At 38.3% G+C, this 17,520-nt stretch carries 14 protein-coding genes and 1 pseudogene; 12 read left to right on the top strand and 3 right to left on the bottom strand.

Translation table 11 applies throughout. The features are described 5' to 3' along the window. Positions 1-48: 48 nt before the first annotated feature. Together AC4BHA_RS13385 and AC4BHA_RS13380 are read left to right on the top strand one after the other, a co-directional pair. Complete coding sequence (locus tag AC4BHA_RS13385) at positions 49-927, top strand: carbohydrate ABC transporter permease (protein ID WP_066106306.1); 879 nt, start codon at positions 49-51, stop codon at positions 925-927. 16 nt (positions 928-943) lie between these two features. Then, positions 944-1,764, top strand: a pseudogene (locus tag AC4BHA_RS13380) (carbohydrate ABC transporter permease). Positions 1,765-1,903: 139 nt separating this feature from the next. Here AC4BHA_RS13380 and AC4BHA_RS13375 read toward each other — a convergent pair. Beyond that, on the bottom strand, positions 1,904-2,536 hold the full coding sequence (locus tag AC4BHA_RS13375) for a YesL family protein (protein ID WP_077248111.1): 633 nt from the start codon (positions 2,534-2,536) through the stop codon (positions 1,904-1,906). A 180-nt stretch (positions 2,537-2,716) separates the two neighbouring features. Further along, a complete protein-coding gene (locus AC4BHA_RS13370) occupies positions 2,717-3,550 on the bottom strand; it encodes a TetR/AcrR family transcriptional regulator (protein WP_490558769.1) in 834 nt (277 codons plus the stop codon). A 111-nt stretch (positions 3,551-3,661) separates the two neighbouring features. Here AC4BHA_RS13370 and AC4BHA_RS13365 point away from each other — a divergent pair, with 111 nt between their 5' ends. The 6 genes from AC4BHA_RS13365 (at position 3,662) to nagE (ending at position 12,151) form a co-directional block, all read left to right on the top strand. Next, positions 3,662-6,760, top strand: a complete 3,099-nt coding sequence (locus AC4BHA_RS13365) for an efflux RND transporter permease subunit (RefSeq protein WP_490558768.1) — start codon at positions 3,662-3,664, stop codon at positions 6,758-6,760. A gap of 138 nt (positions 6,761-6,898) precedes the next feature. Further along, entirely contained in the window at positions 6,899-7,744 is an 846-nt protein-coding gene (locus AC4BHA_RS13360) for an aldose epimerase family protein (RefSeq protein ID WP_140461751.1), read from the top strand. Between the two features lie 157 nt (positions 7,745-7,901). After that, on the top strand, positions 7,902-8,420 hold the full coding sequence (locus AC4BHA_RS13355; RefSeq protein ID WP_139892236.1) for a PH domain-containing protein: 519 nt from the start codon (positions 7,902-7,904) through the stop codon (positions 8,418-8,420). Beyond that, entirely contained in the window at positions 8,417-9,859 is a 1,443-nt protein-coding gene (locus AC4BHA_RS13350) for a PH domain-containing protein (protein WP_139892237.1), read from the top strand. The genes AC4BHA_RS13355 and AC4BHA_RS13350 overlap by 4 nt, the downstream gene beginning before the upstream one ends. A 224-nt stretch (positions 9,860-10,083) precedes the next feature. Next, entirely contained in the window at positions 10,084-10,554 is a 471-nt protein-coding gene (locus tag AC4BHA_RS13345; RefSeq protein ID WP_066106329.1) for a PTS sugar transporter subunit IIA, read from the top strand. 142 nt (positions 10,555-10,696) lie between these two features. Next, a complete protein-coding gene (nagE, locus tag AC4BHA_RS13340) occupies positions 10,697-12,151 on the top strand; it encodes an N-acetylglucosamine-specific PTS transporter subunit IIBC (RefSeq protein ID WP_490552468.1) in 1,455 nt (484 codons plus the stop codon). A gap of 231 nt (positions 12,152-12,382) precedes the next feature. Here nagE and AC4BHA_RS13335 read toward each other — a convergent pair whose 3' ends face one another. After that, positions 12,383-13,207, bottom strand: a complete 825-nt coding sequence (locus AC4BHA_RS13335; protein ID WP_490552465.1) for a PRD domain-containing protein — start codon at positions 13,205-13,207, stop codon at positions 12,383-12,385. A 226-nt stretch (positions 13,208-13,433) separates the two neighbouring features. Between AC4BHA_RS13335 and AC4BHA_RS13330 the strand changes: the two genes are divergently transcribed. The 4 genes from AC4BHA_RS13330 to AC4BHA_RS13315 all read left to right on the top strand — a co-directional run bounded on the left by AC4BHA_RS13330 (position 13,434) and on the right by AC4BHA_RS13315 (position 17,473). Further along, positions 13,434-14,603 carry an iron-containing alcohol dehydrogenase gene (locus AC4BHA_RS13330; protein WP_490558767.1) on the top strand — a complete coding sequence of 390 codons (1,170 nt, stop codon included), beginning with the start codon at positions 13,434-13,436 and terminating at the stop codon, positions 14,601-14,603. Next, positions 14,596-14,994 carry an acyl-CoA thioesterase gene (locus AC4BHA_RS13325; RefSeq protein WP_066106341.1) on the top strand — a complete coding sequence of 133 codons (399 nt, stop codon included), beginning with the start codon at positions 14,596-14,598 and terminating at the stop codon, positions 14,992-14,994. Before AC4BHA_RS13330 ends, AC4BHA_RS13325 begins: the two co-directional genes overlap by 8 nt. 147 nt (positions 14,995-15,141) lie before the next feature. Then, positions 15,142-16,398 (top strand): CYP152 family fatty-acid peroxygenase CypC, encoded by a 1,257-nt coding sequence (cypC, locus tag AC4BHA_RS13320; RefSeq protein ID WP_490558766.1) that lies wholly within the window; start codon positions 15,142-15,144, stop codon positions 16,396-16,398. A gap of 166 nt (positions 16,399-16,564) precedes the next feature. Further along, a complete protein-coding gene (locus AC4BHA_RS13315; protein ID WP_066106347.1) occupies positions 16,565-17,473 on the top strand; it encodes an SDR family oxidoreductase in 909 nt (302 codons plus the stop codon). Positions 17,474-17,520: the final 47 nt, after the last annotated feature.

Here is a 17,520-nt window from a genome sequence, read left to right as displayed (position 1 = left end):
ATCCTGATACGATGAATCCTTTTCCTACATACAGATGAGGTGGTTTTTATGAATAAGGTGATGTCCAATAAGTGGATTATAGCTATGTATATTCTGCCGGCTTTGTTATTGGTCAGTGTACTGATTTTTATCCCGCTTATTTTGACAGGTTATTATGGACTTATGGATTGGGATGGCATTGGAGCCATGAAGTTTATTGGATTGGAGAACTATATAAATGCAATCCAGGACGCGAAATTTTGGGATAGTGCCTGGCATTCCATTTTACTGGCTATCTTTTCAACATTGAGTTTAGTTATCTATTTAGCTATTTCTCTCATTCTTGCTTCCAAAATAAAAGGGGCAAATTTATTAAGGAAAATTTATTTGATTCCAATGCTGCTATCTTCAGTGGCTATTGCGCAGCTTTGGATTAAAGTGTTCAATCCATCGAACGGAATATTAAATACGATATTGGTTTGGTTTGGGGTTGAAAATCCACCATTATGGTTATCTGATACATCTATCGTTTTATATGCTATTTTTATCCCCATCCTATGGCAGTATGCAGGATTTTATATTTTGATTTATTATGCAGCCCTAAAAAATATACCTGAATCTTTAATTGAAGCAGCAAAAATAGACGGTGCTACTCCATGGCAGATTGCCATGAAGATTAAATTGCCGCTAATCATGGGAGTTGTAAAAGTTACAATTGTACTGGCTATTGTTGGTTCACTTAAATATTTCGATCTTATTTATGTTATGACAGGCGGAGGTCCGAACGGATCCAGTGAAGTAATGGCATCCTATATGTATAAGCTGGCTTTCTCATCCTCTAATTTTGGTTACGGCAGTGCAATTGGCTTCCTGTTACTGGTCATTACGTTAATTGTGACGTTTATTATCAATAAACTGACTGCATCCAAGGAAGAAATCCAATATTAGAGAGGAGAGGAAAAGAATGGCTCGTTTTGGAAAGATAGTATTATATACTTGTTTGACAGTTGTTGCGGTCTTTCAGGTGTTCCCAATTATTTGGCTTTTCCTGTTTTCATTAAAGAGCAATCAGGAGATATTTGCGGGTTCGCCCTTTGCTCTTCCCTCCGATTTAGATGGGAAAACTATTTGAAGGTTTGGGATGGAGGCATAGGATTATACTTTTTTAATAGTATTTGGATTACAGGAGTAGCCATTATTTTGACAGTTCTTTTTGCAAGTATGGCAACTTATGCGATTACGAGGATGCATTGGAAATTCAGTAAGCTGGTGCTTGGTTTGTTTATGATCGGGTTGATGATTCCAATTCACTCAGCATTAATTCCATTGTTCAATATGTTTTTGAACGTAAACTTAATTGATAATCCATGGTCGATTGTTCTTACCTACACTGCATATAATTTACCGATTACGATGATGATTCTGCTTGGCTTCTATACTACATTGCCAAGAGAAATTGAAGAGGCTGCGATCATAGATGGAAGCTCAATCAACCGGATGTTTTTCCGGATTGTCCTGCCAATGTCCATGCCTATTCTTTCTACGACAGTCATCATCAATATGATTTACAATTGGAATGAATTCGTTTTTGTTAATACGTTTATCAGCTCTGATAAATATAAAACCTTAACAGTCGGCATTCAGAATTTTATTGGACAGTATATGACTGACTGGGGTGCCATCGGTGCCACATTAATTATCAGTTTCCTACCATTATTGCTTGCCTTTATTTTCTTTAGTAATAAAGTAATTGAAGGATTATCAGCTAGCGCAGTAAAAGGATAATAGGATAAACCAAAGCGACATACACCTGGCATGGGGAGTATGTCGTTTTTATGGTTAAGGAATTTATTCAATGAAATCAATAAAAGCACAAGTGCGATAAAGGAGCATTTGTGCTTTGCGTTTTAATTAACTGACAGAGTTATAAATCAGTCAGTTTGATTTTGTTGTTTGCCTCTAAACGTTTGAAAGAGGAAGAGGCTAACCATGATGTAATAAAGGAATAAAAGCTTAAACCAAAAATAAATGCAAGTGCAGGGAAGATGAACGAGATGATTGAAAATGCAACAAGGCAAATGACCATCATGATAATTTGGATTGGGCTAATTAACATAATGAAGAATGCTTGTTTATAATTGGATCGTACCGTTAAATCATAATGAGCGAACACAGGAAACAGGTAAAAAAGTAAAAAGATAAAAAATAGAATGCAAGCAAATATCGGGATATGAGTCCAGGTCATAAGCTTGCTTGCCTCGCTCTGTATGTAAAAAAGATCAATACCTATCAATAAAAAGATAATGGATGTATAAATTCCTAAATGATTACTTTTCCAAAAGTCTTTTTTGTAATAGGACGAAAAAGTATTGAACACAGGTAAATCCGAATTCCCTCTCAACCATTCTCTCATTACAGAAAACATGGCTGTGGTGGCGGGGTATATCCCTAAAACAATTACACCGGCCAGCGTGAATAAAATCCATAATATATTTACATAAGCAAACCTCATAACCCATTCCAATATGGTATAAAGGCTGTTTCCTAAATCCTTCAATTACGAAAACCCCTCCCTGGTGAAATCATCTTATTCTATTTATTATACTGCAATATCGCAGGGTGTAATAAATATTAATAGAATAAATAGAATATTTGATATGGAACTATCAATAAGTATAAATAAAATCCCAGGAATTTTCTGCGTTTGGGATTTATGAATAATTCCGGTTGTTAAAATTTATTGTAATGTATCCAAATATGTTTCATATAAATAAGCAGTCCATTTAGTGTGGGTATTTGCCTTTAAGTTCTTTAGTAGGCCATGAATGATGACTCTTGGATATTGGGGATTCAATAAATCATCTTTTAATAGCACCAATGATTGCTGTATGTTTTGATCTGATATTTCATCCTTTTTTGCAGTGAGCAAATCCACCAGTTCCCCCTTGGTAGGAATGATAGATTTTGAGCTTGTATAGGTTAAATATTCTGCTGAAATAAGCGGAATGTCTGCCTGGTTAGCTAGAATGGTTACCTTTTCAACTAACGATTTGCATACTGTATCAAGCTCAAAAGGATAATTTGATATGAATAGCTCTGCATATAGTTTAGAGAAACTTTTAATGGTATAAACCAAATCTGGTCGCATCGAATCATCCACATTTGGAAATTGTCGGTCAACAATAGAGAATATAATAGAGTTCATAAATTGATCATATTTTGATAACTGTTCAAATAATTCCATACTACAGGAGGTAAATTGTTCTGTTATTAAAACCTTTGCAAAGTTGGAATGGCTTTGATACGAACTAAAAATATTAAAATAAAAATGATAAAGCAGTGAATGGTCTGAATTAGATTCACTGACCGCCTGTTCAATATTCGCTGCCATATCGCTCAGGAAGTAATCAATAAGTGCATAAACTAATTCATCCTTAGATTTATAAGATAGGTAGAATGCGCCTTTTGAGATTCCGCATACTTCCGTTATTTGTTGAACAGATGTTGCTTCAATTCCATTCTTTGCGAAAAGCTCAAAGGCCCTTTCCATTATTAATTGTTTTTTAACCATGCCGACACCCCTGTTCATTTAGTTGACATCTGACCAACCAGTCATTATTATAATTAATTGTAGGAATTGAGTCAATTGTTTGAATTTTTTTAGTTAAAGGAAGGTGTAAGGGTGAAGGGGTTAGTCAACTTTGTTTTAGGAAATAAACTGGCCGTGTGGCTATTAACGATTATTATTACAGCATCAGGAATCTATTCAGGTACAAGAATGAAAATGGAGTCAATTCCAGATATATCTATTCCTTACTTAATTGTAATGGGTGTATATCCCGGTGCTGCTCCAGAGCAAGTAATGAATGAAGTCTCCATTCCAATGGAGAAGGCAATAGAAGGACTTGAAGATGTCAATGCCGTATATTCCAATTCATCATCCAGTGTATCTCAGGTTCAGGTAGAGTATGAGTACGGAGTAGATATGGATGAGAAAAAGCGTCAGCTTGAATCAGCTATTGACGGAGTAAAAATGCCGGAGGATGCTGAAGAACCATCTATTATGGCAATCAGTATGAATATGATGCCGATTCTATCCTTATCCATCAGCAGTGAGGAAGAGGACATTGTAGATTTAACCTCGACTGTTGAAGATACAATCCTGCCTAAGATTGAAGATATTGATGGTGTAGCTTCTGCAACTATCACAGGACAGCATATAGAAGAAGTAAACTTCAGTTACGATCAGGAAAAGATGAAGCAATTTGGACTGACTGAAGACAAAGTGAAGGAAATGATTCAGGCGAGTGATATGGAGCTTTCACTCGGTCTTTATGAGTTTGAGGAAGGCGAAGAAGCGGTTTATGTAGATGGTAAACTAAAAACAGTTGATAGCCTGAAAAACATGGTCATTCCAGTTACACCATCTGCGGAAAATCCAACGCCATTTGTGAAATTGAGTGACATTGCAAAAATTGAAACGGTTGGTAAAGTAGAATCCGTTTCACGTACGAACGGTAAGGATGCCATAGCGATTCAAATCGTTAAAGGGCAGGAAGCAAATACCGTGACAGTCGTGAATGCTGTTAAAGATTTAATTGATGACCAGGAGAAGGCAATCGATGGATTGAAGATCGATGTTACGCTTGACCAGGGTAAACCAATTGAAGACTCTGTATTTACGATGATTGAAAAAGCTTTATTTGGCGGATTAATTGCGATTCTGGTTATCTTGTTATTTTTACGGGATATCAAATCTACGATTATATCCATTATCTCTATACCAGTATCCATTTTCATGGCATTGTTGCTCTTGAATTGGATGGATATTACTTTAAATATCATGACACTTGGTGCGATTACGGTTGCGATTGGACGGGTAATTGATGACTCCATTGTCGTTGTGGAAAATATTTATCGAAGAATGCACTTGAAAGAAGAGAAGCTTAGAGGGCGTGCACTGATTCGTGAAGCAACGCTTGAAATGTTCAAGCCTATATTGTCTTCAACATTAGTAACGATAGCAGTATTTGCCCCAATGGTCTTCATTGGTGGTATGGTAGGAGAATTGTTCATGCCATTCGCCTTAACAATGTCATTTGCCTTGATTGCATCGTTAATCGTGGCCATTACAATTGTTCCGGCACTATCTCACTTCTTATTCCGTAAAGGAATATATGGTGAAAGAAAAGAAGGTCAGCATAAAGAAGTAGGTAAACTAGCATTATGGTATAAAGGTGTATTGGCGAAGGTGCTGAACCATAAAATCATCACCTCCATTATCGCTGTTGTTCTGCTAGTTGGTTCAATAGCCTTAACACCGTTAATTGGATTCAGCTTTATGGGATCACAGGAAGAGAAAACAATGTATATTACGTACACACCAGCTACTGGTGAGTTACAGGAAGATACATTGAAAAACATTGAGCAAGTCGAAGAGAAGTTAATGGATCGGAAAGATATAGATACAATCCAGATATCCGTAAACGATTCTGATTCTGCTGATATGGCAGCATCTATGGCTATGGGCGGCGGTGCTGGCGGAGCATTAATGTTCCTCATCTTTGATCCTGATATGGAAAACTTCAGTGAGGCAAAAGAAGAAGTTGAAGAATATTTACTTAATATCGGCCAATCAGGTGAATGGAAGCTGCAAGACTTTGCAGCTATGGGCGGCATGTCATCCAATGAAGTAAGCTACACGATTTACAGTAAGGACTTGGATGATCTGCAGAATGCTGTTAAACAAGTGGAAGGCGCTCTCGGTAATGTGGATGAAGTTGAAGATGTGACTTCTGATGCCGAGGATCCATATGTTGAGCACGTATTAAATGTGGATCAGGCGGATGTCCTGCAATATGGTTTAACTACTGGCCAAATTGTTATGGCACTAAATGCATCTGATCAAAAAGAAGTATTAACGACAGTTGAAAATGATGGCAATGATATAGAGGTAGTCGTTCAACGTGAAGCGAAAGCTGATCCGAAATCAATGGATGACTTACTGAAAACGCCAATACCAACTGCACAGGGTACGGCAATGCCTTTATCCGAGTTAGTAAAAGTTGAAGAAGGCACAACACTCAACACATTAGCTCGTTCTGAAGGTGAGTATTATGCGACTGTGTCTGCAACCATTATCGGTGAAGATGTATCCAAGGCTTCAACTGCAGCAGATGAAGAAGTGGATAAACTCGATCTACCTAAGGGTGTAACGACGGGAGTTGCGGGCGTTGCAGCAGATATGACTGAGACATTTACACAGCTAGGGGTGGCCATGATTGCAGCAGTTGCAATTGTCTACTTTATCCTAGTTGTCACATTCCGTGAAGGATTGGCGCCATTTGCCATTCTGTTCTCCTTGCCATTTGCAGTAATAGGTTCATTTGTTGGATTATATCTAACTGATCAAACCATTTCTGTATCTGTTATGATGGGTCTGTTAATGTTAATTGGTATTGTTGTTACAAATGCCATAGTGTTAGTTGACCGTATCATTCACATGGAACGTGAAGGAATGAAGATGCGTGAAGCCATTCTTGAGGCTGGAGCAACAAGATTGCGCCCAATTCTCATGACTGCTATTGCTACAATTGGTGCAATGATACCAATGGCACTCGGTGATGGCGGCGGTGGAGGTCTTGTTTCAAAAGACCTGGCTATTACCGTTATTGGCGGTTTGATTAGTTCCACGCTATTAACTTTAGTAGTAGTACCGATTGTTTATGAGGTACTTTCTAAAATGCTTAAGAAGAATCGTAAGGATATAGTAGAAGACTAAACAACTAAAAACACAGTTTCCTAGCAACCTAGTTTGCTAACGAAACTGTGTTTTTTTGTCTAGCCATTAATCAATATGAGTATGAATTGTGGTATAATTCACAAATATAAATCAATTTAGGTTTAAGGAGTGAACGGAATGACGATGGAAGTAATGGCGGGTTATAACGTAATCGTTCTTACGGAAAAAGCCACAGATTCAAGAGCGGTTTTATGTCCGGAAAGAGGGGGCATCTTAATTCAGCTAACTCTTCATGGAAAGGACATTTTATATTTACAAGAGGAAACGTTTGCGGATCCAGCAAAAAATATCCGCGGAGGAAACCCGGTTCTGTTTCCAATCTGTGGTCCATTACCAAACAATGAATATCAATTAAACGGACATACATATACAATGCGACAGCATGGATTTGCCCGGAATAAAGCTTGGAAAGTAATCGATCAAGCTTCAAATTGGGCTACTTTACAACTGCAGGATGATGAAGAAAGCTTTAAACAATACCCTTTTCATTTTTCTCTAGAATTTACGTATAAATTGGAAGACGGAAAACTAAGTATCTACCAAACCTACAAAAATTTATCATCAGAAACCATGCCATTCTATGCTGGTTTTCATCCTTATTTTAATGCGAATCATCCAAACAGTCGTTATGAAATTCCAGCAACTCAATATGTTGATAATGAAGATGGCATAACAAAAAAGTACGAAGAAAATCTAAAAGATTTACCTATTCAGGATGCAAAGAATTTCAATCCGGTATCTGAAGGGATATCCAGACTAAGTAATAATCAAGATACTATAGAAGTAGAGTATAGCAACGACTTTACTACCATTGTTGTGTGGTCAGAACGGCCAAATCAATATGTATGTCTTGAACCATGGATGGCATTACCTGGTGGATTTGAACAGATGGAAGGTGTTGTTCGTTTACCTGCGCACGATGAGTTACAGGCTAAATGTAGTATCTCAATCAAGCTGGGATAAACCTGGAAGGATACAACTCGGTAAGGCTAGTTACCGGGTTTTTTTATTTGATTGAAAGGAATAGAAGGTTTTTTGTCGAAATAAGGGATAGGAGCATAACAGAGTAAATATCTATCCTCACGTATAGATAGTAAAAGATAAGCAGGGATGTGGAGCAATGTATTTACAGATTCAAGAACCGACGCAGAGAATATCGAAGGACAGTATATTGGTTTGGAGGCTGTCCAAAACACTTGGGCATGGAGCCACTATCCTCGTAGCTGGGGTATTATGGTATCTATCTGAAATGTATGAATGGAAAACGTGGATCACCTATACTTTAATCGTGCTTATAGGTTTGACAGTGCTTTCAGCTATTTATGAAATTTTATTTGAACCGTACTATAAATATAAAACCTGGAGATACGAGATTGACGAGGAATACGTTCAATTGAAGCGTGGCCATTTTATTGTAGAGCACATTGTGATTCCGATGGAAAAAGTAGAATATGTATCGACACATCAAGGTCCCTTCTTACGAAAGTATCAGCTTTATGATGTTGAAATAGGAACCACAACTACAAATCATACGATTCCAGCGATACCAGCTGAACAAGCGATCGCTTTAAGGGAGCAAATTGCGATTTTCGCGAAGGTTAAAGACCGTGATGAAAAAGGAATGGAGCAGGAGTTATGAATCACTCTAAAAAAAGACAGCATCCTGCCTGGATTCTTATAGAAATCGTTTCATTTATTAAAAGTCTCTTATTTATTATCATCTTCCTATTTATTTTAAATGCTGGCACAGAGACCGGTTGGGTTGTATGGGCGCGATATGCATTTTGGGCTGTTGTTGCCTGGGCCCTTATATACATTCCATTAAAATGGTATTCAAATACCTATGAATTGAACGAAGAAGCGATCGTTCTTCATGAGGGTGTGTTGGTTAAAAAGCTGCGTACAACAACCTATGAACGAATTCAGGACCATCATATTCAAACAAACTTTATTCATAAGCTGCTTGGGCTAACAACGATTAAACTTGAAACCGGGACTACGGATGACGAATCGACTCTAATCTTTGAGGCTGTTAGTTCAGAGGAAGCGGATCGCATCCTTGATTTAGTATACAGGAAAAATTCCAATCGGTTAGATGAAGCAAAAGAAGAAGAAGTCGTTGAAAAACAGATCTACTTCCGCTCCACTCAAAAAGATAACCTAAAAGCTGCGCTGACGTCATTCAGTTTTCTAGCCATTTTCCCTCTTCTGGCAGCTGTGTACTCAAATATTGATGATTTTTTTAATGTAGAGGAATCCACTAAAGCAGTGTTTACCTACTTTATGAATCACTTAGGTTTATTGGTTCCGTTGATTATAATTGCGCTTCTTCTTTCTTTTGGAATAGGATATATCCAAACTGTCATCAAGTATGGGAATTATGAAATAGCCGGTGATAATCAAAGGATTTATATTTCTAAAGGAGTGTTGAACAGAAACACTTTTTCTATACAAAAAAGCAGGGTTCAGGCGATTACGATTAAACAGTCTTTAATCAAGCGTCTTCTGGGGATGGCCGAGGTCAAGGTAGTAAGTGCCGGCCAAACAGAGAGTAGTGAACAGGAGATTAGTTCACTTTATCCATTTTTACCAAAGCATGAAGCCTATTCGTTAACGAATGAATTATTGCCAGATTATCATATTGAAGAAGAAATGACTCATTTACCGAAGCACGTATTATGGCTAAGGCTAATTCGCCCTTATTACTGGACGATTGCTGCTTTGATCGGTCTCTTTTTATTCAAGAAAGACTGGATTTGGTTGGCTATAGGTGTATTTGTAATTGAGCTGATTCTCCGCCTCCTTAATTATAAATTTACAAGCTATTTGCAAACGGATGCTTTCATCCAAGTACGAAATGGCGGTTTAATTACAGAAACCTTTTTAACAAAACGTAAGAATATTCAGCAAACCGTGAGTAAATATTCATGGCTGCAGCGTAAATTTAACGTGGCTACATTGGAATTCACCAATCGCTCCAAGCCGGTTGTCATTACTTCATTACCTGATGTACCAAAGGAAGTCGTTGTCGAATTTCATGAATGGTATAAGGGTAGTGAAAATATAAAAAGATTGTAAGTGCATCCAAAATTCCCCTGTAATTTACATAAGAAAAATGATACTATGGAGATAGAAATGTTATCTGTCTCACATGTAACTGATACGATCAGGCATGGTGGTAAAGTGATAGGTTAGAAGTAACCTATTTCTAATTCCGCCATGCCTTTTTTGTTCAATGGGACAGGATGAAGATTAATTTCTAAATACAATTCATATCTATAGACAGAGAGGAGCAATTAAGAATGGCATTTAGTTTTTTTAAGAAGAAAGAGAATAATTTGGTGGCACCGTTAAATGGTACAGTTATTTCAATTGAAGAGGTTCCCGATCCGGTATTCAGCCAAAAAATGATGGGAGAGGGTATTGCAATTCAGCCATCGGGCGGCCATGTATATGCGCCTATTAATGGAGAGATTATCATGATTGCTCCAACCAAACATGCCATTGCGATCCGTAGTAAATCTGGTATTGAGGTCTTAATTCATATTGGTCTTGAAACTGTTGCCTTAAATGGAGAAGGATTTCAGCCTTCTGTTAAAGAAGGAGAACAGGTGAGAGCTGGACAATTGTTGATAGAGGTGGATTGGGCGTATTTAGAGGAGCGAGTTGAAAGTACGGTTACTCCAATTATAGTGATGAATAGCGATAAGGAAATTACCTACGGCAGTAAGGGAACGTGTACACAAGGTGAAACGGTTATTATGACAATCTAAAACTATTTTTTATTATACATGAAAGGAGGTGATGAGAACTTTAGGAAAGTGCATTATTTTGAAAACGTTTTCAAAATCTGGTCAAATTTATGGCTTGAAAGCGTAGTCTAGCTCACTAATTAAAAGAAGTGGAGGGAGTAAAGTGAAGAAGTATATACAAAGGCTGGGCGGCTCGTTAATGTTGCCTGTCGCAGTTTTGCCTGCTGCTGCTGTTTTGATGGGACTTGGTTACTGGATTGACCCGAGTGGCTGGGGTGCAGAGAGTCCTGTGGCAGCCTTCTTAATCAAAGCCGGATCATCAATTATAGACAGTATTCCAATCCTGTTTGCAGTCGGTGTGGCGCTTGGAATGTCAAAGGATCGGGATGGTTCAGCTGCTTTAAGTGGCTTAGTTGCCTTTTTAGTTGTAACGACCCTGCTGGCACCGGAGACGGTTGCGATGTTAAAGGGGATTGAATTAGAAAATGTGCAACCAGGCTTTGATAAAATCAAAAATGCATTTGTCGGAATCATATCAGGTATTATAGCATCTTCCATGTATAACAGATTCAGTCATGTCAAGCTTCCGGATGCATTGGCTTTCTTTAGCGGTAAACGTTTGGTACCAATTATGACAGCCTTAGCCATGCTGGTTGTCTCTATCGTTTTACTCTTTGTTTGGCCTCCTGTTTATACAACACTGATTTCATTTGGTGAAGGTATCTCTAAATTGGGAGCTGTAGGTGCCGGTCTTTACGGATTCTTCAATCGATTATTAATACCAACCGGTCTACACCATGCGTTAAACCAAGTATTCTGGTTTGATGTTGCGGGCATTAATGATATCAGTAACTTCTGGAAAGGTGAAGGTGTAAAAGGTGTCACTGGAATGTATCAGGCCGGATTCTTCCCGGTAATGATGTTTGGGTTACCTGCTGCTGGATTGGCTATGTATCATACGGCGAAAACAAAACATAAGAAACAGATTGCTTCCTTAATGCTTGCTGCAGGCTTTGCTGCATTTTTTACAGGTGTGACAGAACCTCTTGAGTTTGCTTTTATGTTTGCAGCCCCATTATTATACTTAGTCCATGCTGTATTGACAGGAATTTCTCTAGCGGTTGCCGCCACTTTTCATTGGACAGCGGGGTTTGGATTCAGTGCTGGTTTTATAGACTTTGCCCTAAGTTTCAGATTACCGCTTGCTAATCAGCCTTATATGCTGATTGTCCAAGGATTAATTTTTGCAGTCATTTATTATTTCTTGTTCCGGTTCATTATTGTGAAATTTAATCTTAATACACCTGGAAGAGGAGAAGAATTGGAGAATGAGGCAAATGGAATGCAATCTGCTGCGGCCACTATTGAAAATAAATATGCTAGTTTAGCTGCTGCGATTTATACAGGATTGGGTGGGAAAGAAAATATCGTTTCTGTTGATAATTGTGCAACTCGCCTTAGACTGGAAGTCAAAAATATGGAAGCGGTTGATCAAAATAAAATTAAATCAACCGGTGTACATGGTATTAAGATAACCGGAAGGGAAAGTCTGCAGGTTATTGTCGGTACAAACGTTCAGTTTGTTGCTGATGAATTAAAAAAATTAGTAAAGAACTAGTTCATAATCGTTTTAAATGAAAGATACAATCATAGAATTTCAAGTGGATCCTATTAAATTGGCAACTTAGCTTCATTTTTTGCAAGCATCTAAAAACAGCCTATAATTTAATGCAACTCAAGCGAAAGCTCCTTCCAGTCGATATGGAAAGAGCTTTTTTTTCAGTCTTACAAGCACATCCATGCGAGCGAAGTAGTCTAAGCTATCAGCAATAAATAACAAATAACATAATCATCCCTTTCTGCCTCGCAATCTCTCAATATGAATCGTAATATAGCCAATTTCCTCAGAGGGAAGATGTATGCCATGCTGTGTAGATAGATGTTCTGCGATTGTTTTAGCACATTGGTAAGAGGAAGGAAACTTACTGCTTATCATCATTAGCATTTCTTCATCCATTGTGCGCTCAGGAACTTCATCGACTCTATAAAGGGTGTAGCGAAAATGAGTAATTAAGCGCTCGTAGGAAAGTCCTGTTTCTTCTAAACTGATAGAAAAATAGTCCCTGATCATATGTACAATTTCATTAATAATAGAAGTTTGACGCAGGGAGACTTGCAGATTTCCAGATGGAATAGATGCCGTATGCAGATGGAGCGCGATAAAGGCAGCTTCATCTATGGGCATTTGTATACCTATTTTCTCCTTAACATGATTGATCGCCCAAATGCCTATGTCAAACTCCTTCTTATATAAAACTCTTATCTCGGGGATAAGTTTATTTTTTATAAATATACCATCTTCATGGCGTTCAATCGCAAACGTAAGATGATCTGCGAGAGCAATAAAGATATGTGGATTTAATTTTACTTGAAGGCAATCCTCAGCATACTGAATAATCTCCTGTGTTAGAATCATATGCTCATTGGGGATTTGGGGCAAAAGCTGATCAAAATGGTCACTGTTTTTGATAACAAACAGTTTATCGATTTTATTCCGATTGATGATATCGTTTTTCCCTTTATTGAATGCAATTCCTGGACCTAGCGCAATTTTTTCCTGATTTTCATCCATGACAATAACGGCATTATTATTAAGGACTTTCTTGATTTTCATGCATCTTCATCTCCTGCAATCCTTGGCATATTAGTTTTATATCGATGGGAAAGTGGTTACTTCTATCATATTAAAATAGATAATAGATGTAAAATTTATATTTAATTGGAAGAAAATTGTGTGGTTGTTGAAAATATAACAGGAAATAGATCGTTTATAACGAAGTATGTAAAAGAAGTCTTTAGATTTTCAGTAAAGAGTCATTAATAGAGAAAAGGAGGCTGTGATGGTGTTGTCTACTATTAAATTACCAAGTCAAACTTTTATCGGCTGGGGTTCAATGGAGAGACTGGATGAAGGTTTGCAATCTATGAAAAGTAATAAAATCCTGCTAATCACTGACCAAATATTACTTGATATTGGATTGCTTACACCTTATATGACTCCATTGCAATCAAAATATAGAGTTGAAATTTACACAGATGTAGAGCCAGAGCCGACTCTTGCTTGTGCTCAACGATTGGTCGATTTTGCAAGAATAGAAGATTTTGATTGTATTGTAGGTATTGGCGGAGGATCGGTATTGGATTTAGCTAAGCTGGCCGCGGTTATATCTGACAATGAAGGGGATGTTGCCGACTATTTAAATTTAACTGGGACAAAACCAATCCTCCGTAAAGGGAAACAAAAAATATTAATCCCGACCACCTCGGGGACTGGAAGTGAAGTGACGGATATTGCCGTGTTATCACTTGATGGAACAAAAGATGTCATTACCCATAAGTATTTGTTGTCTGATCTGGCAATTGTCGATCCGCAGCTGACTGTTTCTGTACCAAGACGAATTACGGCTGCTACCGGTGTGGATGCTTTGACACATGCGATAGAGTCATATCTTTCAGTCCAAGCGAATGATGTGACGGATGGGATTGCCATTCAAGCAATTAAGCTTATTGGAGGGGCAATCCGCAGGGGTGTACAAAATGGTGAGACCCCGGAAGCAAGATCAGCAATGAGCCATGGGAGTTATCTGGCTGGCCTGGCTTTTCACAATGCAGGTGTAGCCGGTGTCCATGCACTTGCGTATCCACTAGGAAGTCAATACAAACTGCCTCATGGTGAATCGAATGCTGTATTGCTGCCTTATGTAATGGACTATATTAAGGAACATTGCCAGGATAAAATGAGTCATCTAGTAACGATGCTGGGAGATGAAAAGCAGACGCCATTCGAGGTGTTTCATCAATTGATAGAGGACGTTGGATTGCCTGTCACATTGAAAGAATATGGTGTGAAGGAAGCCTCGTTGGTAGGATTGTCCGATGATGCGAACAAACAGACAAGGCTGCTGGCCAGAAGTCCGCTCCCTTTAAATAAGGATGATATATTGAACATTTATCAGCATGCATATAAAGGAGTGCCTTTGAGTAGGGAGGCGGGAGGCCGGTATGTATAAGAAAACGATAGAGCCGAGAGTTTCTGAAACAGATGGCATTGGCCATGTCAATAATACGACGATTCCCATTTGGCTTGAAGCAGCAAGGAACCCGATTTTTAAACTGTTTACTCCAGATCTCTCATTTCAGAAATGGAAAATGATCATTCTAAATATGAATATAGATTATAGTAGACAAATATATTTCGGTACAAATGTCGAAGTTTTCACATGGGTTAAACGCATTGGAAATACAAGCTTGGAGCTGTATGAGGAGATTCACCAGAATGGTCAGGTTTGTGCCAAAGGGACAGCAGTATATGTTAATTTTAATTTGGAGACTCAGAAAACAGAACCTATACCGCAACATTTAAAACATGAACTTTCCCAGCATGTATATATTGAAAATTGATTAGAGACTTACGGATTACGTAAGTCTTATTTCTATTAGGGCAGCTAGTTGGTACAGAACGGAAATGGCATGCATGAATAGTATGTTTATATACTTTTCTGAGGGGTATCCTGTTTTATTATGGACTATATATGAGGAGCTGTTGATATGAAAGGTATAAAAGAAATTCCTCGTGAAAAAACCGTTGATAACACCCTTACCCTATTATCAGAAGGGTACGAATTTATTTCTAACAGGCGAAAGCAATTCAACTCGGACATATTTCAGACTCGCCTTCTGGGACAGAAGGTTATTTGTATGACAGGAGAGGAAGCTGGAAGAGCCTTCTATGATGAAGATCGATTTATTCGTAAACCGGCAATTCCGATGAGAATTCAGAAATCTCTTTTTGGTAAAAATGGTGTACAAACGCTGGATGAAGAAGAACACCGACATCGTAAAGGGATGTTCATGTCGATTATGACACACCAAAGTTTGGACAAACTCCAGGAAATCACAAAAAAACAATGGATATCGGTTATCCCTAAATGGGAAAAGAGTAAAAAAGTGATTTTAATGGAAGAGGCTAAACAAGTTCTTTACAGGATTGCCTGTGAGTGGGCTGGAGTTCCGTTAAAAGAAAAGGAAGTAAAAAAGAGAGCAGAAGAAATGTTTAATTTAGTTGATTCTATTGGTGGAGTGGGTCCAAGATACCAAAAAGGCAGATGGGCAAGAAGAGACTCAGATAAGTGGGTTGCTGATATTATTGGACAAGTACGGGATGGGAAACTAAGAGCTGAGCAAGGTACTGCTTTATCGATCATAGCTAATCATCGTGATTTGACTGGTGAATTGTTGGAACTGGAATTGGCTGCGGTCGAATTAATTAATATCATTCGACCTGTGGTGGCTAATTGTTATTTTGTTGTATTCTGTGCTATAGCGATGCATGATTATCCTGAGGTACGTAAATTATTGAAAACCAATAATGAAGTGTACAATAAAATGTTTGTACAGGAAGTACGTCGCTATTATCCTTTTGCACCATTTTTAGGAGCCAGAGTCCGCAAAGACTTTTATTGGAATGAATATCCGTTCAAAAAAGGGACATTGGTTCTTTTGGATCTATACGGAACCAATCATCATCCGAATCTTTGGGATGATCCAGATACATTTAACGTTGAGCGATTTAGAGAATGGAAGGACAGCCCATTTGCCTTTATTCCACAAGGCGGCGGAGATTATGATAAGGGACACCGTTGTGCAGGGGAATGGGCTACCGTCAAGATTTTGCAAACAACTGTTGATTTTCTAGTTAAAGATATTGATTATGAAGTACCCGAACAGGACTTAGCAATCAGTAAGACCAGAATACCAACCTACCCAAAAAGTGGATTCATTATCCAAAATGTAAAAAGTATTTAAATGAAGGTCACCCAGAGTGGGTGTCTTTTTTATGTTAAAGGGATTATAGGAAGCCACCTGTCTCTTGATGGGCTATTTTAATAAATATATAACCCCAGGGTGCATATAGGACACTTTTCTGCTATACGCATAATAGTGAGGCTAAAATTCGGGAGGTCTGAATTATATGTATCCATACTATAAGTATTTAAGGAAGGAAAGATATTGTAAAGATGTACCGATTGCTTTTCCTCCTCAACATCAAAGCGAGCATCCGGGGTTGGAATATGTAATGAATCCTAGACCTATATCTGAAAATCCATACTACAAAGGGAGCGGAAAGCTGGAGAGGAAGACTGCGCTTATTACAGGAGGAGATTCAGGTATTGGCAGAGCGGTCGCCTATTCTTTTGCGAAAGAGGGTGCGAATGTTGCTATTGTATATCTGTATGAGCATGAGGATGCCGAGGAAACAAAAGAAAGAATCGAGAAGCTAGGGGTTAAGTGCCTGCTTATATGTGGAAATCTTACCCATGAGGATATGTCAGTGGCTGCCGTTCGTCAATGTTTGGACGAATTTGGAAAGATCGATATTTTGGTAAATAATCATGCTGTACAGTTTGTTCAAAAACGGATTGAGGATATTACGGAGGAACAACTTGATTTAACATTTCGTACGAATATTTATTCCTATTTTTTTATGGTGAAGGCTGTCCTGCCACATCTCCAGCGTGGGTCTTCTATTATAAATACAGCTTCCGTAACAGCATATAATGGTCACCCTAAGCTATTGGATTATTCAGCAACGAAAGGTGCGGTTGTTACATTTACGCGTTCGCTTTCTCTTTCTTTAATAAAAAAGGGGATTCGGGTAAATGGTGTAGCTCCAGGACCAATTTGGACACCGCTGATTCCGTCTTCATTTTCAGCTGAAGAGGTAAAGACTTTTGGAACATTAACTCCTGAGGTACCGATGAAGCGAGCAGGCCAACCATTTGAAATTGCCCCCAGCTATGTATTTTTAGCATCAGATGATTCGAGCTATATGTCGGGGCAAATCCTCCATCCAAATGGAGGGGATATGGTAAGTTCGTAACAAGTAGTGACGAAACTGCAAGCCAAGGCATCCCCATCTGAATTGAT

It is taken from the genome of Pradoshia sp. Z3_51, from assembly GCF_058215915.1.
The sequence above is the reverse complement of the archived record's forward strand: the minus strand, read 5'-3'. Positions and strand labels throughout refer to the sequence as shown.